At 44.2% G+C, this 17,462-nt stretch carries 21 protein-coding genes; 1 reads left to right on the forward strand and 20 read right to left on the reverse strand.

From position 1 onward, the window contains the following. The 6 genes from NC238_13555 to NC238_13580 form a co-directional block, all read right to left on the reverse strand. Window positions 1-223 (reverse strand): aminopeptidase P family N-terminal domain-containing protein (locus tag NC238_13555; protein ID MCM1566932.1); only part of this gene is annotated, 223 nt, incomplete at its 3' end. After that, window positions 183-686 carry a 3-dehydroquinate dehydratase gene (locus NC238_13560; protein MCM1566933.1) on the reverse strand — a complete coding sequence of 168 codons (504 nt, stop codon included), beginning with the start codon at window positions 684-686 and terminating at the stop codon, window positions 183-185. The genes NC238_13555 and NC238_13560, both read right to left, overlap by 41 nt. Window positions 687-847: 161 nt before the next feature. Next, window positions 848-1,360 carry a LysM peptidoglycan-binding domain-containing protein gene (locus NC238_13565; GenBank protein MCM1566934.1) on the reverse strand — a complete coding sequence of 171 codons (513 nt, stop codon included), beginning with the start codon at window positions 1,358-1,360 and terminating at the stop codon, window positions 848-850. Window positions 1,361-1,535: 175 nt separating this feature from the next. Continuing rightward, window positions 1,536-3,242, reverse strand: coding sequence for a DUF2156 domain-containing protein (locus NC238_13570; protein ID MCM1566935.1), 1,707 nt, complete (start codon window positions 3,240-3,242; stop codon window positions 1,536-1,538). A 480-nt stretch (window positions 3,243-3,722) separates the two neighbouring features. After that, on the reverse strand, window positions 3,723-4,715 hold the full coding sequence (locus NC238_13575) for an amidohydrolase family protein (protein ID MCM1566936.1): 993 nt from the start codon (window positions 4,713-4,715) through the stop codon (window positions 3,723-3,725). Between the two features lie 18 nt (window positions 4,716-4,733). Further along, window positions 4,734-5,771, reverse strand: coding sequence for an amidohydrolase family protein (locus NC238_13580; protein MCM1566937.1), 1,038 nt, complete (start codon window positions 5,769-5,771; stop codon window positions 4,734-4,736). Window positions 5,772-6,041: 270 nt separating this feature from the next. Here NC238_13580 and NC238_13585 point away from each other — a divergent pair, with 270 nt between their 5' ends. Further along, window positions 6,042-6,488, forward strand: coding sequence for a MarR family transcriptional regulator (locus tag NC238_13585; protein ID MCM1566938.1), 447 nt, complete (start codon window positions 6,042-6,044; stop codon window positions 6,486-6,488). A 45-nt stretch (window positions 6,489-6,533) separates the two neighbouring features. Here the strand turns inward: NC238_13585 and NC238_13590 are convergent, their stop codons facing one another. From NC238_13590 to NC238_13655, 14 genes are all read right to left on the reverse strand, one after another. Beyond that, a complete protein-coding gene (locus NC238_13590) occupies window positions 6,534-6,974 on the reverse strand; it encodes a hypothetical protein (protein ID MCM1566939.1) in 441 nt (146 codons plus the stop codon). 149 nt (window positions 6,975-7,123) lie between these two features. Further along, window positions 7,124-8,494, reverse strand: coding sequence for a hypothetical protein (locus NC238_13595; protein ID MCM1566940.1), 1,371 nt, complete (start codon window positions 8,492-8,494; stop codon window positions 7,124-7,126). 18 nt (window positions 8,495-8,512) lie between these two features. Continuing rightward, on the reverse strand, window positions 8,513-8,968 hold the full coding sequence (locus NC238_13600) for a prepilin-type N-terminal cleavage/methylation domain-containing protein (GenBank protein ID MCM1566941.1): 456 nt from the start codon (window positions 8,966-8,968) through the stop codon (window positions 8,513-8,515). Between the two features lie 87 nt (window positions 8,969-9,055). Continuing rightward, a complete protein-coding gene (locus tag NC238_13605) occupies window positions 9,056-10,219 on the reverse strand; it encodes a type II secretion system F family protein (protein ID MCM1566942.1) in 1,164 nt (387 codons plus the stop codon). Window positions 10,220-10,244: 25 nt separating this feature from the next. Next, complete coding sequence (locus NC238_13610; protein MCM1566943.1) at window positions 10,245-11,987, reverse strand: GspE/PulE family protein; 1,743 nt, start codon at window positions 11,985-11,987, stop codon at window positions 10,245-10,247. Continuing rightward, the gene (locus tag NC238_13615) at window positions 11,929-12,396 is read right to left on the reverse strand and encodes a hypothetical protein (GenBank protein ID MCM1566944.1); all 468 of its coding nucleotides are present in this window, start codon (window positions 12,394-12,396) and stop codon (window positions 11,929-11,931) included. The genes NC238_13610 and NC238_13615 overlap by 59 nt, the downstream gene beginning before the upstream one ends. Then, the gene (locus tag NC238_13620) at window positions 12,312-12,809 is read right to left on the reverse strand and encodes a prepilin-type N-terminal cleavage/methylation domain-containing protein (protein ID MCM1566945.1); all 498 of its coding nucleotides are present in this window, start codon (window positions 12,807-12,809) and stop codon (window positions 12,312-12,314) included. Before NC238_13620 ends, NC238_13615 begins: the two co-directional genes overlap by 85 nt. A gap of 134 nt (window positions 12,810-12,943) precedes the next feature. After that, the gene (locus NC238_13625) at window positions 12,944-13,321 is read right to left on the reverse strand and encodes a hypothetical protein (GenBank protein ID MCM1566946.1); all 378 of its coding nucleotides are present in this window, start codon (window positions 13,319-13,321) and stop codon (window positions 12,944-12,946) included. Between the two features lie 35 nt (window positions 13,322-13,356). Further along, window positions 13,357-13,695 carry a type II secretion system GspH family protein gene (locus NC238_13630; GenBank protein ID MCM1566947.1) on the reverse strand — a complete coding sequence of 113 codons (339 nt, stop codon included), beginning with the start codon at window positions 13,693-13,695 and terminating at the stop codon, window positions 13,357-13,359. A gap of 180 nt (window positions 13,696-13,875) precedes the next feature. Further along, window positions 13,876-14,955, reverse strand: coding sequence for a 3-dehydroquinate synthase (aroB, locus tag NC238_13635; protein ID MCM1566948.1), 1,080 nt, complete (start codon window positions 14,953-14,955; stop codon window positions 13,876-13,878). After that, the gene (locus tag NC238_13640; protein MCM1566949.1) at window positions 14,952-15,491 is read right to left on the reverse strand and encodes a shikimate kinase; all 540 of its coding nucleotides are present in this window, start codon (window positions 15,489-15,491) and stop codon (window positions 14,952-14,954) included. Before NC238_13640 ends, aroB begins: the two co-directional genes overlap by 4 nt. Before the next feature lie 14 nt (window positions 15,492-15,505). Then, window positions 15,506-15,931, reverse strand: a complete 426-nt coding sequence (locus NC238_13645; protein ID MCM1566950.1) for a prepilin-type N-terminal cleavage/methylation domain-containing protein — start codon at window positions 15,929-15,931, stop codon at window positions 15,506-15,508. Then, entirely contained in the window at window positions 15,928-16,758 is an 831-nt protein-coding gene (gene aroE / locus NC238_13650) for a shikimate dehydrogenase (GenBank protein MCM1566951.1), read from the reverse strand. The genes NC238_13645 and aroE overlap by 4 nt, the downstream gene beginning before the upstream one ends. An 86-nt stretch (window positions 16,759-16,844) precedes the next feature. Continuing rightward, complete coding sequence (locus tag NC238_13655; GenBank protein ID MCM1566952.1) at window positions 16,845-17,348, reverse strand: YqeG family HAD IIIA-type phosphatase; 504 nt, start codon at window positions 17,346-17,348, stop codon at window positions 16,845-16,847. Between the last annotated feature and the right edge of the window lie 114 nt (window positions 17,349-17,462).

Genomic DNA, 17,462 nt, shown 5'->3' on the forward strand with positions numbered 1-17,462 from the left:
AGGGATCTCCGGTCACTTTGATAATTTCAAAACCCGGGGCTTCCGCCGCGGCTTGTTCAATATACCGGAAGTCTGTGAATAGAATGGAACGGCTGGATTCGATCAGCAAGGTTGCACTGGTCCCCGTAAAACCGCTTAAATAAAAAATATTGGGCGATGAGGTCACGATTAAGGCATCAAGTTTATTCTCGGCCAGTCTCCGGCGAATCTTTTCCAGCCTCATGGTTACTATTCCTTTCCTTCTGACGGTACTTCTGAAATTCCAGCGCATAGGCTAAGGCCAGAAAATAACTGTCTGTCCCGAGTCCGCTGATTTGCCCGACGCAGGCTCCGGCGATCACTGAATGGGAACGAAAACCTTCCCGGGCATAAATATTCGATAGATGCACCTCAAGAGCGGGCACGTTTACCCCTTTGATCGCATCGTAAAGCGCATAGCTTGTATGGGTCCAGGCCCCTGGGTTAAGAATTAAAAAATCAGACGGCGTTAACTTCGTAATCCAGTCCACAAGCTCGCCCTCATGGTTCGTCTGACGGCACTCGACGTTGAAGCCATGTGTTTGTCCCGTCTCGATCAGCCTGCCGTTCACTTCATCAAGCGTTGTTTTACCGTATATATCCGGTTCTCTCTGTCCGAGAAGATGAAGATTAACACCATGGAAAACATGAATACGGTTACGGTTCATAGGTCTCTCCTTCTTTATCTATTATTTGCTATAGAAAACAAAATAATGACATAGCCTTTTTCTACCCAAAATAAGGCATATCTCATTATAACGAAAAAAATAAAAATATAAAATCATTTTGCTGAATTCTTTCGAATAGTCATGAACCACGTTTGAGGCGTCTATTTTGGCGTTTCGCTGTCCGTTTTCTCGCTGCTCTGAACCTGAGGATAAATGACCCCAAGTGCGGATTTTTCGCCTTCCATCCGCGGAGAATTGACAATATTAATATTGCTCAGCATAATACTGGTTTCAATAAGCCCATTTCCGGGACATTCCACTTTCCGGATTTCAGTCCGCGGCAGGATAAAATGGACCTCATGCGGAACTGTCGGTTCGCCGATCCTGGCAACCCGGATTTTTACGCCTTCTACTTCAAGGATTACATCATCGTACCGTTTTTGGGCATACCCACTGGTAAGGTAATTGCCTGGATCGTTGGCATAAGCTGAACCGGCAGATCCGGAAGCGCCATAACCGGAAGCCTGCCGATCCGGAATATTAACGATCTGTCCAACGACCAACGCGCAAGGATCGACACCAGGGTTTGCTTTGCCGATATCCTGCCAGCAGCACCCGTTCCGGCCCGCTAAAAGGAAAAATGTATCTCCTGCTTTTATCGTATACTTTTTCAACAGCCCTACCCCTTTCTACATTTCCATATTATGGGGATCAAGGTTGTCAGGTTCTTTTTTTATCAAGTAGGTCTTTGACAGCTTTAACGATCAACCAGACACAATAGAAAGGAGATATCATCACCAAAATTGACAATATCCCGGTTCAAAGTTCTTCCGACTTGATTCATGAAATTTATTTTTTATCCTTCTCCATGGTAATTTGAGAAAGTACGAGTTTGGGTATATTTTGCGGGCATTGAGACTTTACAATGGCATAAGCATATTGCACTGAGAAGGGCTTTGGAAAATAAGCAAGATACCGGTTTTCCCAATGTGTGGGTGCATATTTGGCCTTGGCATGATGCAAAGCCTTAAAATCGTATGCATAATTCAAATTATCATAGATGTAGGCAAAAAACTTTTCATTCAGCGTGGTTTTATCCCCTGACGCCACATTATAAAGAGGAGAAAGCCCCAGATTGCCCCACTGTACACCCTCCCCTTTCATGACCATAAATGCTTCATAAATGATTTTCTCCATAACTCCCTGTGGGGCATCTTTTCTTCTTCTTGTTATGTCGGCCAGATAGCCGAGACCATTGAAATAAGGCAAGAAGACCACAAATCCAAGCATTTGTTCCTGGGCATCAATCGCATAAAAATACCTTCGGTCAAGCGGATTATCTAGCCCTACCCCGCCAAGCATAAAGGACATTTCCGGAGTACGTTTATTCCGTAACCATTCTTCTGAGATTTGATGGATCTCCTTTTCGATTTCCATATCCCGCGATGCTTCAGGTTTATACTCTTTAACAGTGATTCCCGCTTTATTCGCATAGTTGATCGCTGCCCTCACTTTGGCCACTTTTCCGCCTGCAAGAGTATATTCTGAAAGTTTAAAACAGGCATCTTCCCCGTATTTCAGCACCCCAAACTGAGCGGCCTTATATAGATCAAGAAAATAATCGGTAACATTAAGCAGCAAAAGGTCAAGGCCATTCTGTTTGGAAAAAAATAATAATTCATTAAGAAAAATAAAACTATCCTTTTTGTCACAGATGATATCGCCACAGCAGACCAAAACGCCCCCGATAGTTGTATAGGAGCACATGCCGTCAACGCTGCTGCTGAAGAAGTAGCGTTTGTCTTTTTCCAGGGACAGATAGGACATCGGATTTTGTCCATATTTTAACACTAATCTGCGAACCTTTTCCATGTCCTGTTTATCATGAATATAGTTGTAGACAAGGGGTTTCATCAGAAGCAGTGCCGAAGCAAAAATACAGATCCAGTTAATCATGATTAAAGTATCCGCATAAATACGGCCGTAATTGCTTTTGATTTCAAGCACGGAAGCATCCATAAAGATTAATAATTTTATTGAGCCTGCCAAGGCACTAAAAACTGAGTGCACATCGTTGATATGACCCCTCATCATGTATAAACCAATTGAGGCATTGGCAAAGAGTAAAACAAAAGAAACGCCAATAAACACAAAAGCCCATTTTAACGTTACTTTATTAGACAATCTACAAAAGTCCTTATATGAAAGAACGAGTACTAACAGAACGAACAATTCAATGATTACAATGGGAATCATCAATTGATGGAAACGTACAATTTGTAAAGCTAATGTTGCTGATAAAAAGATAACTTCGATAATCCAGGCATTACGAATCCTTTGAAATAAACTGTAAGCAAGAAGAAGCATTAATAAGCCGAGCATAAAGGATAATACGCCATGAACCATTACATAATTGGGATTAATAATATTGCCATAAATATGCTCAACTTGCCTTGTAAACTTAAAAGGCAATGCTGACAATAAGTTTTCAAATCCTATCAATATCAAAAGAAAAATAGAAAAGTTTTGTATTTGCCTTTTTATATATGTACTCATTTTTTTGTTCCTTCTGATATCTTTCTATACTCGTCTATATATTACCTGACGTGACAGGCAAAATCAAATGATTGAAGGTCTCGAATAGGCTTCGTAATTGTAACTTGTCCTTTTGAACTAATTCTTGATATTTCCATGACAGAACCACCTTTCTATTCTTTGCATCTTTACTTTCTTTACGTCTACTATGCTACTGTTACAGGTATATGTGCAAATGATTAACAGTCATCCATTGTTGTTCCCTTTCCCCCCATGACTTGTTGTCAAGTCTTTCGATGTGAATCTTCGATACGGCAAAATTTTTTAATTTAAAGAACTTGTACGCGCCTACAAATTCTTCGGTTAATAAAATAATTCGCTTGCCGCTCTATACGAAAGATGAACCGATTAAATTAAATCATGTAGCTAGGGTGGTAAAAACAAATTAAAGCAGCTGCCGGGGAAATGTTCTCGGCAACTGCTTTAATAAGAAGTTGAAATTTACAGCTTGAGCAGACGCTCTGCATTACCATGGGCAATCTTTTCCTTATCGGATGCGCTGATTGGTGCATTTTCAAGAAACGCTCGCGCGCTCTCGTTGCCGATATAAGGATAATCTACAGAGAATATGATCCTGTCTGCGCCCAATACCTGCAAGATAAATTGGAAGTGCGGCAGCGTAAACATACCGCTTGGCGTGACATAAACATGATTGATAAAGGTTTCAGATATTGTTTTCGGGAGATGTGTCGCTTCCTTGGAAAGCGCTTCATCAAGGCGAGCAAGGAAGAACGGCACCATCTCTCCCCAATGACCTGCAATCAGCTGTAAATTGGGATATTTCACGAAAACACCCGATAATATCATTCGTAGCATATGGACGCCTACTTCTGCGTGCCACCCCCAGCCAAACGCTGATAACCTTGCACTGACAACTGGATCCAATCCGGCATAATACGCCTCCTGCACGGTTCTGGCAGGAAATCCCGGGTGCATATAAATGGGCACCTTTAAAAAGTTCGCCATCGCAAGAACAGGCTCAAATTTAGGGTTATCAAGAAATATTGCGTCTGCTGCTGGCCGTCCGCTAAGCAAAACCCCTTTGAAATTAAGCTCCTTTACAGTACGCTCCAGTTCCTCTGCCGCCGCCTTCGGGTCTGCCCACGGTAAAGTTGCAAAAGCTGCAAAGCGGTCAGGATATCTTCTAACCCTCTCTGCCATTTCATTGTTGGCTGCCTTCGCTATCGAAATAGCTTCCGGCGCAGGGATTAACTGCGTCATTGCCGTATAAGAAAGCACCTGCATATCAATTTTTCCCGCATCCATGCTTGCCAGCCACTTTTCTTCTACATTCCCATCTGTGTCTGTGGTGTAATAGGCCAATCCAGGCGAGTGGGAGTCTGGGACATAAGGGGCCATTTGCAACAAATTGCCAAATGATGCTGCGGTTATTTCTCTATTATTTATATGTTCTTCTATTGTGATAATCTTCATTTTTGATTTACATTTCCTTTATTCGTTTATAAATGACTCAATCCCATTGACCCATACGCGTTTAACCTTATGGAGCGCTTTAATATCGGTAGTAGGGTCACCATCAACCAAAAGCAAATCCGCCCTGAGACCCGGTTTAATCATGCCTCTGTCAGCGATGAATCCGAATAATCTGGCTGGAAGGCTGGTTGCGCTTTGCAGCGCCTGCACAGGAGTCATGCCTACAGCCACAAACGCTTCGATTTCATCAAGCAAACCAATGCCGTGGTCGATACTGGCAGGGGCAAAGGGCGCATGATTTGCATCAGTACCTGCAATGACTGGTATCCCCGCATTTATTAAGGTTTTTAGTGTAATATCAATATTTTGTGAATCCAAGTTGAGATTGGGCATACGATTTAGAAAAGTTATTGTTTTTTTCATCATGCCCGAAGTAGGAACCGTAATAATCCCTTTTTCCAACATTTCTTCGATCAGGGATTCCGTAATCGGGGCTTCAACCGGAATGTGCGTAACAACATCAACACCTGCATCAATGGCCGTTTTGAAAGTCGCCATCGATACAGCATGGGCAAATACCAGAAGTTTATGTTCGTGTGCTGCCTCTGTCAAGGCGGTAATTGTTTGCGGGGATAAGGCCTTTTCCGCCATACGCGGTTGATCCTCAATGATAATTTTTATATAATCTGCGCCTTTATTAACCTGATCGGCAACAAAACCTTTGGGGTCGTCAATAGGATAAAGCGCAGCTGTGTAACACGTCAATATATCCGAAAATCCCGGGCGTTTTTTCAGGCTGTTTATAAACTCCGTGTCATGAACCGCCATATCAAGCATAGAAGTGACTCCGTATTTTACACCATTTTCCAGATCATTTAATGCTTCCATATGGACATGCGCGTCAATCAGTCCGGGCAGCAGTGTACCCCCCTCGCCGTTAATAACCGTGTCCCCTTTGGTTTCGTGGGATATGAGACCATTTTCAATCACAACCGATTTATGATTCGTTAATTTTATGCCATCAAAAATCTGTACATTGGTTATTTCTATTGACATGACTTCCCCTCCTAAATTCTCATTTTAGGACAAGCGCTTACTTCATATTTGTTCCCGCTGGTCCAATTCCTGACGATCCCTGACAAACCGCCTGTTATTCATACGATATCTCCTTCTATTTCATATACTTTACCCCCCTTGAAAGTAATATTTACTTTATGGTAAAAATAACTTTACCGTTGACAATGATACTACCGAATGTTACCATTGTCAACGGTAAAGTAAAATATTCTTTACCGTAATAAAATGATGTGATAAGGTGTAACGATCATGCAGAATAAATCTGAACTACTAAAGGAACTAACCGATGTTGGGCATCTTTTTCGCAAGATTCTAACCCGGCCCATAGAATCGAATTGCAAAGTGAATGTGAAGCCTTCACAAAAGTACGCCCTGATCGCACTGTCAAATTACAGTGAGATGACCATGTCAGAACTCGGTCGGGACCTATTGGTCTCGAAGCAGCAGCTTACCATCATCGTTGGTGAATTGCTGAGAAAGGGTTACGTTGAGCGTTATCTTGATAAGAATAATCTTCGTATTGTCTATGTCCGGCTGACCGAAGAGGGAAGAAACGCTCTTAATGAGATCTATACGCATGTAGAAACCGGGCTTTCATCAAAGCTGGATCTACTGTCCGCTGAAGAGCTTGACGCGTTAATGTCTGCGGCGGTTTCAATTAAGAAATCGCTCGAGAAAATAGATGAAAATGAATAGGACAAGTATAAATATTTAGGTAGGAAATGATCAAAGTCGCCCTCTCTATTCGGAGCGAATGAGAATACTCAGACGAACTTCCGCTTCTCCGTTTACATAATCCAGTTCCTGAATCAAAAAAGGGACCTCCTTCTGAAGCTGAATTGTATTCACCGCCCGGAGTATTTTCTTCAGTTCCCCTTCTCCGTTTACTTTGATCGTGGCTTGAAAGAAATCCCCTCTTTTCATTGACGGCTGGGTGATATCCATGGCCTTAACCGAAACATTTTCGGATTTGAGGCAATGATTGATCTGTTCCAGCATATGCGGAAGATCAGCGCGATCCGGTATCAGCAGATTGTTCTTGGCCCCTTCTGCCAGAATGTCCTGGTATTCCTGCCGGAGTAAGTTTTCTTTTGCACTGACGGTATCTAGTTGCCGAGTCAGCGGTCGCACTGCCAGGACCTGGACTGCGATGACGGCCAATAGAATGATACTCGCGCCCATAATCACAATTCTGCTTAAACTTAACTTATCTAAAAACCGCCACCTTGTAGCAGGCTCAGATAAGAAGTCTCTCTGAGATGAGATGTTTCTATCAGATAAAAAGTGCTTTAAAAATTGAAGGTATTTAAAAGACACATCTTTACCTCACTTCAAATTTTTCTTTCTACACGCAAGCAGAACGAAATTGTTTTATCCCGATAATCATAATCGGTCAGGACTGGTTCCCTCCAGCCTTCTTCCGTCAAAACCCCGATTAAACTTGTGATACTAAGATTATCGGAACAGTCCGCATATAGGTACAGCGTATTCTGCCGATAGCTCAGACGATTCAAACGTATACTGCTGTTAAGGCTGGCTAAGGACTTCTGAACCATTGTTAAATCCCCAAATGTATCGCTGCGGTTCCGTTCCCATTCCGACCAGATCTGATTTTTCCGTTCCGCGTTTAGTTCATCGACCTGTTCCTGCAGTGCCGTAATTTCTATCTGGTGCTCAGAAATATGATTGATTAGCGGATAGCAATAACAACCTATCCCGAAGACCATTCCAATAAAAATCATCAGGACCAGCAGGCATGTTTTTATTTTGGCTGGCCGCAAAAAAATGCAGCCTAAATTGCAGTTTTTCTTTTCTTTCACTCTTTGCCAGCCAGCCAGCAGTGCCAGGTGATGAAAATTCATAGAATAGCTATCTGCCGAAAAATCACTGGAATCAAATTCCTGATAAACGGATTCCAGCGTCCGGACACCCTCAGCCTCTCCTGAATCAATCAGGATATCTGCGATCCGGGCGGCTTTAGCGCTTCCATCCGTGACAACGATATTGAAAGGAATTGTGCAGTCTTTCAGCGCAGTATAAATCTGATATTTCGGAGTCTCCGGTTCATTGCCCGGGATCACCCTTATCACTTCCGGCAAGCCATTGCGATATTGGACAGCCTGGATATTTTGATTATCAAGTTTAAACAGGCAAAGAATTCTTTTTTCTTTTAAAGGTGCCAGGATCCCGCCAAATGCCTGAACCGTATATTCAGCACCGCAAAGTTCATATCCCGTCTGCTGAAGACACCGGGCATAAAGCTCAAGCGTAGTTTTCCTTACGCCAATGACGCTGATCCGAAGATATTCATCCTTCTTCTCGTCCAATACCACGTATTCATAACAAAGTTCGCTGATTGGAACCGGAACTTCCTGTTCAAGCCAGAAATGAACTGTTTTATCCCGATACTTCGGAACAACCCAAGGAATACAAAATTCCCTGATCAGCCCGTTCTTAAAAGGAAGCAACAGATAAACAGGGACTTTTCTCGAACATTTTCGTTGCCCGAATCGTCCCTGACAGTCTTTTTGACGATATTCATCCAGAACCATTTTTAGATTTTCTTCGGCGTCACTGCCTTCGGACCCTGAAAAAGTCTCCAGTGGAAAGCTGGAGAAGACAATCTCGGAACCCATGTTTCCAAGACGCTTCGAGCGATAAAGAAATCTTATTTCTTGGGCATCAATCTCTAAAAAAAGCATTTTTTCTTGGCCTGCCTTCTAAATAGACGACCATAAAGTACTGGCAAGACTTTCGTCAAAAACTTTAACTTCAGCCTGAGATCCATCCGAACTTAGATATACCATAATCAAATTTCCGGGGTCCGGAAAGGTATTTCCGGTAATTTCTGCAATACCAAATCCCGTTTTCCCTGTCTCGGCCTTTTGCTGCGTCACCGTTGAATCAAGTCTGGCAATATAATCAGGGATAAGTCCTGAACCCGTGATCGTTCCGTTTGCAGCAGAAAGTTCATCAATCCTGAGATATATTCCATTGTCGACCTGATACCTGTCCAGCGCTGCTTTGACTTCACGTCCTGTTGTGATATCGGCTTTCTCTCGAGCTGTTTCTGCATTCCCAACGAAACGTGGGATGACAATTGCGGCTAGGATGGCCAGAATAACGACCACCAGCATAACTTCCAGAAGGGTAAATCCTTTCTCGTTTTTAACCACTTAAGACATTCCTCCCTGTATTTTTTGACGTTTATTTTAATTTTTGCCTGTGATTTTAATTTGTTTATCGTATAAAAGAATATAAGCTTAATGGATCTGTGAGCTTATATCAAAGATCGGCAGGAGAACTCCGATAGCCACGAAACCGACCAGGCCCGCCATAAGAAACACTAGAGCAGGCTCTAAGAGCTTCGTATACTGCTCAATTCGCTCCTCCAGCTCTTTTTTGAACATCCGAGTCATATACGCAAGCATTTCACTGAGTTTGCCGGATTCCTCCGCAACCTCCAGCATTTTTGCAACTTCAGGAGGAAACAACTTACTCGTGATGATGACCGAGAACATTCTTCTTCCTTCGTTGACAGCAAAAATTAATTGGGTTGTCAATTCCTGCATCAGATGATCCTTGAAAAGGTTTTTCACCAGGAGCAGTGATTCCTGCAGAGACAGCCCCGCGTCCAGCAATCTTCCCAGGACCGAACAAAATTGAATGAGCTGCCTAGTTCTGTTGATCTTACCGGTTCCAGGTATGATGAAGGAATGTCCTTTTTTATTCAGCAGCCACACCGTTATGGCCAGAACAGGGATAACGGCTGTCAAATACGGGATACAACAACCCACATTAAACATTATTTTTGTTGCCAGCGGCAATTCCGTCTCAAACCCGCGGAAAAGGTTTTCATACATCGGCAGAATCATAAGGCTGAGGGTATAGATGATAAACAAAGATGCGACAAGAAGCAGAACCGGATAAAATAAAGCATTTTTGAATTTCTTCTCAAAAAAATACGCGTCCTCCAGATAACCTGCGATATCGATCAACGCAGTCGGCAGAGTCCCGCTTCTTTCGCCGGCTTTGACCATCGTGGCAAACAGGTGCCCCGGAGAGGGAATGATGCCCTGCAAACTGACATGCAGTTCGGCGCCAGCCTGAAGAGAGAGGCTAACCTGCTTCCATTGATTTTTATCTAAACCGGTTGTTTCTCTTTCCGCAATGACATCTAATACCGCAAGCAGCGGAATGCCTGCCTCCAGCATTGTTCCCAGCTTACGTGCTGTCCTCCCCCAAAACAGTTTTCTATTTCCCGTCTTGTATCTGATCCACACCGAAGTGAATAATGCCCTGGTGATCTCCACGGGATATAAATGCTGTTCCCTTAGCCCGGAAACAACTCTGCTTTGATCTTCCTCCGCCCAGTAGCCCATCCGTATATTGCTATTTTTATCAACGGCTTTCCATTTCCAGAGCAATCGCAAACCCTCTTATTATCCTAATCTATATTTCCGCCCACAGTCTCATGATTTCTTCCAGAGAAGTTATTCCGGCAGCGACTTTCCTAAGCGCATCTTCTTTCAGCGTAAGCATTCCAGATTTTTTAGAGACCTTTTCAAGGCTGGCGGCACTGCCTTTTTGCAGAATTAGTTTCTTAATTTCCTGATTGTAGGGAAGATATTCATGAATCCCTATCCTGCCGTTGTATCCGGTCCCATGGCACTTGGAACAGCCTGCCGGTTCATAAATAGCTGATACGGCTTCCCCGTGAAAAATTTGTTTCTCTTCAGCTAAAACCGGTTTTAATTTCCGGCAATTCAGACATAGTCTCCGGACAAGTCTCTGAGCCAGTACCCCGCAAACCGCCGAAGCTACCATATAGGCATCGATATCCATATCCAATAAACGGGTAAGCGCTTCTGCTGCAGTATTGGTATGAACGGTAGATAAAACAAGGTGCCCGGTCATTGCAGCCGCTGTTGCAATTTTGGCGGTTTCTCTGTCTCTTATTTCCCCTACCATAATAACATCCGGATCTTGACGAAGAATGGATCTCAGGCCACTTGCAAAGTCCAGGCCAATACCAGCATTGACCTGAGCCTGACTGACTCCCGGTAGTCGGTATTCGACAGGGTCTTCGATGGATACCATATTGATTGTTTCGGACGGCAGCTCCCGGATCAGGGCATATAATGTGGTGGTTTTGCCGCTCCCGGTCGGACCGGAAATGAGGATCAGCCCATGCGGCTGGCGGATAAGCTTTCGAATTTGATATTCGACATCCTCCCGCATACCCAGTTCTTCCAGGGAGAGACGTGCGGTCTTTTCATCCAGAATCCTGGTCACAACTTTTTCTCCATAGACAGTCGGAAAAGTAGAAACTCTGACATCAATTTTCTTATCAGAAATGTCCAGCATGATTCTGCCATCCTGAGGGAGACGTCTTTGGGTTATATCCAGACCCGACATGACTTTCAAGCGGGCGGTAACACTTCTGGACAGATCCTTTGGCAAGTTTTCCTTAACCATCAGCAGCCCGTCTATCCGAAATTTCACGCTGAATCCGGTTTCGATCGGTTCCCAGTGTATATCACTTGCTTTTTCGATAACAGCCTGTCGGAACAGCGAATCAACAAGGCTGACGACCGGCGTTTCCTGGGCATTGACATTTTCTTCAATCTTCCAGCTCACTGATTCGTTTGGATTTAGAACAGCATGTTCCCCAGTTGATCTTTCCAATGTAAAACATTCTCGGATCGCAATTTTGATTTCTTCAGCGGAAGCTAGGAGCGGATCAACCTGATATCCTGTAAAAAGCATCACATCATCCAACGCGGTTCTATCTGTAGGATCCGCCATAGCGATGATGATTCTTTGATTCTGAGCCGCAATCGGAATCAGCGTATATTTCCGGGCTAGTTCTTCCGAAACCAATTTTGCTGCTGAAACATTGACAGGTCTCTCAGCAAGACTGATCATGTTAATTCCTGATATCCGGCTTTTAAATTCCAGGATTTCCTCTTCTGCCAAATACGCTGCAAGAAGTTCTTCAAGTTTTACTCCCTGGTCAAGCAGGGCAAGCTGAGTAGCTATCTCATCGGCATTTAAAATAAGTGCCTTGTTCTCACGGGCATACACGTAAAGTTCTTTAAGCACAAAATCTTTCCAAAATCCTGGTTTGGACTGATCAATCATAAACGTACCTGTACCCGGTAAGGTCGTACTTCCCGTCTTCTCCCAACACAAGCTCCCCAACCCTGCACTGTTTCATATTCCCCATTGTTGCCCTGGATGTGATTTGCGTTACATCGTTGGCCCGTATGACTTCAATTTCAACAACCATTCCTTCCGAATCGTATTGAATGCTCCCCTGCCAGGAAGGATCATGAGCAAGAACTGCTTTGGCGTATTCAAGTCCGCTGTCAGCCATATAAGCAGTCTTGACTTTTTGGGCCTCACAGGCAACGATACGTTCCTGTGAGCTGATCAGAATAAAGGTCTGAACCCCCATCCAGGATAAAGAAAACGTAACAAGAAGTATCAGCAGAGACACATTTCCGCTCTCTTTGTTTAATCCGAAGAACTTCTTACACGGACAGTTCTTTGCCAGGTGACGGCGTTCTCCGCCTGTTCTGCCACTAGAGAAATTTGCCATAACCCATCCTTAACTCCAGTACAATAAAATTCATAAATCCTGCTTGCTACCGGAGTCGGAACACCGAGATGTTCACGGTACAAGTCCGGAACTCCGTTAAAGTCCTTGTCAGCAAGATAGTAGCTGTCTGTCATGGCCTTACCGTTCTCAAGATAATTGATACGTAATACTTTACCTGTCCATACTACACTTTCTGCCGTGGAAATAGCTGCGGTCAGAACCTGACCCGCCCGGACAGCTGCAAAGGAAAGATCGGCGTCTGCCATCAGCCCCTTAGCCATCCGGTACTGACTGATGTATAATTGAAAAACCATTGCAGCAACGATTCCGGTAATGACCAGAGAAACAAGAACTTCTAACAGCGTAAATCCCTTGTCATTTTGCCGTCCCGTTTTCTTTGTCAGCCCAGCCATAAGTTACTCCAACCAACATCGTCAAATTCTTATCTACTTATTACCAATTATTAACTTATTTACTATATTTCTACATATTTCCTATATTTCCTGCCTGTTATATAGATAATTTACTTATTTTCCCAAATCAATGATTATTCTGTAATATAATGCAGATAGGTCAGCTTGAACTCTTTTTGATCTTCCAACTCAGTCCAGTTAATTTTTACAGAAATTTTAAGCAGATTTGGAGAATCCCATTCACAACAGACGGTTCTGGAAAACTGTCCAGATTCATCACGCGTTGTCCCGCTCAGATAATGATAAACGGCAGAAGGATCATCTAGCAGGACCGCCGTGATTTCCTCCGCTGTCGAACTGGCAAGATTGACTGCCTGTAGGGTATTGTCGGTATGGCTGCTCTTGATATATGCCGTATTGATCAATGCCAACATGACTGCAAATCCCAGACTAAAAATAAAGAGCCCTGTTAAAACGTCAAGCAAAACAAAACCTTTTTTCTTAGCGTTCATTCCCCACCTCCCCAAGCAGATTGATTTGTAAATCCTCAACGTATCACTGCTTTTCCACTCTCATCAAGCACATAATGTTTATTTGGATCAAACGGGCAGGCCGGTATTTCCTCAAGATAGGGTCCCTGCCAGTTTAGATCAGCTGAAGGGCAGGTCATCAGATCATCAAGACTTTCCGGACTGCTGCCCGTATCCAAACGGTATAGCCTTACTGCGCTTTCTATTTTGAGCACATTGACTTTGTGTACTTCTGATTCCGTACTGTCGATACTGCTGCTGTAACCAGGCAGAACCATGGAGGCCAGTATTCCCAATAAAGCGATGACCAATAATACTTCCCATAAAGTAAAACCGTTCTTGCAACCTTTTGGCATAACAATTCCTTTCTTGTCTCTGATAAAACGAAAAAATATGTAAATTAATTACATATTTTCTACACAAATATTCTATTTCCTTTAAGGTTGGTATTTTTCGGGAACAGCAAAAAGGTACTGCTGTAAATCTCAACTTACATTTTTTTGTTCTGCAATTTATATTATTAGTACTTATTTGACCTAAATGATGACTTTTTCCCAGGCCCTGAGAATTTCTTCATCGTTACAGTCTGCAGCGACGACCGATCTCCCAATGCCGACCGGCAGAATCAGCACCTTATTACCGGCCTTATTCTTCTTATCTGCAGACATGTGTCCAAGCAGTACTGCCGGATCATGCGCTTTGGCCGTAGTGGGCAGGTCCATTTTCATTAAGAGATTCAGGATTCTGTCCAGCTGTTTGTCGTTGACCAAACCTCTTTCTCTGGACAGATTGGCTACGGCGGCAATCCCGATACTGACCCCTTCGCCGTGCATAATACCCTGATAGGCTTCCTCTGTCTCCAAAGCATGCCCAAAACTGTGTCCGAGGTTCAGCAGCATCCTGTTTCCCTTTTCTTTCTCATCCTCAGTGACAATCTTAACTTTGACAGCCAGAGACCGCAGGGACATTTCCTTGATGATCTTGTAGTCCAATCCTTTGATGGTTTCGGCATGTTGTTCGATGAATTCAAACAAATCCGGATCAGCGACAAGCGCGTGTTTAATGGTCTCGGCAAGCCCGTTCCGCATCTCTTCCCACGGAAGCGTCTGCAAGGTGTCAAAATCCGTCCAGACGACCTGGGGGGCATAAAAAGATCCCAGAAGGTTTTTACCGGAAGGATGGTTCACCGCCACCTTGCCGCCAATACTCGAATCAATCTGGGACAGCAAGGTGGTCGGAATATGGATGTAACGCATTCCACGCATAAAAATACTTGCAAAAAATCCGGACAGATCCCCGATCACCCCTCCGCCGAGGGCCAGCACCATAGTGTCCCTGTCCGCTTTGAATTGCAGCGCCTGTTCCGTTAGTTTACTGATCCTGTCCAGTGATTTCTCCTGTTCACCGTCAGGAACGGTAATCAAATCGGTCTTTAAGTCCTTCATTCCGTCCAAAAGTTTATCTGCATAGTATCCGGCCACAACATCATTCGTGATGAGAAGATAATGCCCGCTCGTGCCGTATGCTGTTTTCAAATGACCGCCAAGCTCGTCCAAAGTGGCTCCCAGTAACAGCGGGTAACCGTGTCCTCCGCTGACATCTATTCTCTGTATCATGCTGTAATGTGTTCTCCTTTCAGCAGTTCGAGGATCTCCGCCGCAACTGTTTGAACATCTTTATCCGATGTGTCAACCGTTACAGGCGCCTTTCTGTAAATCACTTCCCGGTCTCTCCAGAGCTTTTCTATTTGTTCCGGTTCGCTGCTGGAAAGAAGCGGCCGATCGTGATGCATTTTTGCTCTCTGCAAAGCAGTCTCCAATGGAACATACAGGTAAACCAATTTCCCAAGTCCGTGGAGAATATTCCAGTTTTCCGGGTTTAAAACCGTTCCTCCGCCAGTGGCAATAACCGTATCGGTAAATCCGGAAATCCTATGAACCAGCAGATTTTCTTCCGACCGGAACATTGCTTCACCGCATTTTTGAAAAATCTCCGGGATTTTCAACCCTGTCACTCTTTCGATCTCACTGTCCGTATCCAGAAATCCCCAGCGGAGTTCCCTGGCCAGAAGCTTACCGACACTGCTTTTTCCAGCAGCCATAAAGCCGATAAGTACAATATTTTGGGGTATCGAATTCAGGCTATCGGACACGAAATTTCACCTCTCTATTCCATCCTGATCCTGCCCATCACAGGCGCAACAATCACATTTCTTTCTAAATCCCCTGACGCCAGCATGACCGTCAGACCGGTGTCAGGCGTCCCTGTCGGGCGAAAAGTAAGATCAGAAGGACTATTGGCAAAGTGCACCCCATTCTGCAGGTTGACTTTACGGATAAACTCTCCCTGTCTGAAGATCTTATATTCACCGGTATAAACAGAAAATTTAATTTTATACCAAACATTCTCAGCCAAAGCTGTCTGCTGAACTTCCCGTAAGTCCTGAAGCAGAACTGCGGCTGAGAGTTCCAGTCTCCGTTCCTCCATTTGCTGCGGAATGTGCACAAGGAAAGTAAAGGCTGCACTTGATAATAGTGCAAGCACAAGCAGGATCTCAATCAATGAGTACCCGTTCCTTTTCTTCGCCATCATTCCGCTCCCCTGTTATCTCCCAGTTTCTCCTGTAAAGCTTTTCGCATAATATCCAGTGGAGCCTTCCGCTCCAGCCAGAATTCCCAGGCAAGGACCCCCTGATAAAGCAGCATATCCAGACCATTCATGGACCGGCAGCCGCAGGCATCGGCCTGGGCCATGAAATCTGTAACGGCTGGATGGTAAATCAGATCAACAGCCCAAGCCGAAGGATTAAGACCTTGAAGATCAATCGTATACGCTTCGTCTTTCATGCCAATCGAAGTTGTTTGAATCAGTAAATCTACAGCCTTCAGCCAGCACCCGGGAGCCAAAATACCTGAGACCGCATTTCCGCCGAGTCTGTTTACTTGTCCGGCAAGTGTCACAGCTTTTTCCTCACTTCGGTTCAAAATAAGCATTTTCACCTGTAAGGATGCCAGGGCTGCCGCAATGGCTTTCGCAGCCCCTCCGGCCCCTAATATGACAACTTCTTTGCCCTCAAAAACAAAACCCTTACTGAGCAAAGACTGAATAAAACCGCCGCCATCCGTGTTATGCCCATAGAGTCTTCCATTTTGGACTTTCACGGTGTTGACTGCACCAATATTCTGCGCTTCAGGAGTCAGGACATCCATATAAGGAATGATTTTTTCCTTCAGTGGATACGTGACGTTCCAGCCGTCATAGCCGTTATTTTTGAGATATCCGATACTTTCAGCCAGTTGAGTCGGCTGAACTGTTATCCTGTCGTAGGTTGCAGGCAAACCGGCGGCCTTAAATCCCGCCTCGTGCATTTTCGGCGACAGGGAATGCTCCACAGGATAGCCGATGATGGCATACTTCATGCGTCTCTCAGTCCCCTTCATAGACATCTGAAAATGGACAAACAAAGAACAAAGTCTTACGTATTCTTAAGATTTTAACGGCGTTTTTAACGGCGGGTATACTTGGCTTTTCTGCCTACCAGCCGTTCCAGAAAACGCAGGACTTTCGTACCATGAAATTCTCTTTGAGCGATCGGTGAAACTAATATGGTCTTAAGCCCGAGCTTGTTGCCGCCAAAAACATCTGTAAACAGCTGGTCCCCAATCACTGCGACCTCGGACTCCGGAATATCCAGGACCCGAATCCCTCTCAGAAAAGCTTTTTTCTGCGGTTTCTTGGCCCTGTAAACATAAAGTATTTCCAGCACATCAGCAACCGCAGAAACCCTTTCGGGTCCTCTGTTATTGGAAACGATGCAGGCTTTAATTCCTGCGTCATTCATTTTTTTAAACCAGGCAATCACGTCTTCGGTTAAAGTTCTGTCATTCCAAGGTGTGATGGTGTTGTCCAGATCCAGGATCAAACCTTTGATGCCATTTGCCTGCAGATCCTCTGCCTGGATATCCTGCAGCATCTCATATTGAAAATCCGGTCGTAAGATTCCGCGCATACCGGTTCCTCTGCTTTCCATTTAATATTACCAAATAATTATATATCAGCTCAATATCCAAGAGCAACCTGTTTCTGGCAAGTTTAAGGCAAGTTGTGCCTGACAGGTTGTTAT

Source organism: Dehalobacter sp. (assembly GCA_023667845.1).
Classification (GTDB): domain Bacteria; phylum Bacillota; class Desulfitobacteriia; order Desulfitobacteriales; family Syntrophobotulaceae; genus Dehalobacter.

Excerpts from the sequence above, each read along its gene's own strand:
- NC238_13560 (MCM1566933.1), bottom strand. The coding sequence starts at position 686 with ATGAACCGTAACCGTATTCATGTTTTCCATGGTGTTAATCTTCATCTT.
- NC238_13570 (MCM1566935.1), bottom strand. The coding sequence starts at position 3,242 with ATGAGTACATATATAAAAAGGCAAATACAAAACTTTTCTATTTTTCTT.
- NC238_13575 (MCM1566936.1), bottom strand. The coding sequence starts at position 4,715 with ATGAAGATTATCACAATAGAAGAACATATAAATAATAGAGAAATAACC.
- NC238_13580 (MCM1566937.1), bottom strand. The coding sequence starts at position 5,771 with ATGTCAATAGAAATAACCAATGTACAGATTTTTGATGGCATAAAATTA.
- NC238_13585 (MCM1566938.1), top strand. The coding sequence starts at position 6,042 with ATGCAGAATAAATCTGAACTACTAAAGGAACTAACCGATGTTGGGCAT.
- NC238_13590 (MCM1566939.1), bottom strand. The coding sequence starts at position 6,974 with ATGGGCGCGAGTATCATTCTATTGGCCGTCATCGCAGTCCAGGTCCTG.
- NC238_13595 (MCM1566940.1), bottom strand. The coding sequence starts at position 8,494 with ATGCTTTTTTTAGAGATTGATGCCCAAGAAATAAGATTTCTTTATCGC.
- NC238_13615 (MCM1566944.1), bottom strand. The coding sequence starts at position 12,396 with ATGGCAAATTTCTCTAGTGGCAGAACAGGCGGAGAACGCCGTCACCTG.
- NC238_13620 (MCM1566945.1), bottom strand. The coding sequence starts at position 12,809 with ATGGCTGGGCTGACAAAGAAAACGGGACGGCAAAATGACAAGGGATTT.
- NC238_13625 (MCM1566946.1), bottom strand. The coding sequence starts at position 13,321 with ATGAACGCTAAGAAAAAAGGTTTTGTTTTGCTTGACGTTTTAACAGGG.
- NC238_13630 (MCM1566947.1), bottom strand. The coding sequence starts at position 13,695 with ATGCCAAAAGGTTGCAAGAACGGTTTTACTTTATGGGAAGTATTATTG.
- aroB (MCM1566948.1), bottom strand. The coding sequence starts at position 14,955 with ATGATACAGAGAATAGATGTCAGCGGAGGACACGGTTACCCGCTGTTA.
- NC238_13645 (MCM1566950.1), bottom strand. The coding sequence starts at position 15,931 with ATGATGGCGAAGAAAAGGAACGGGTACTCATTGATTGAGATCCTGCTT.
- aroE (MCM1566951.1), bottom strand. The coding sequence starts at position 16,758 with ATGAAGTATGCCATCATCGGCTATCCTGTGGAGCATTCCCTGTCGCCG.
- NC238_13655 (MCM1566952.1), bottom strand. The coding sequence starts at position 17,348 with ATGCGCGGAATCTTACGACCGGATTTTCAATATGAGATGCTGCAGGAT.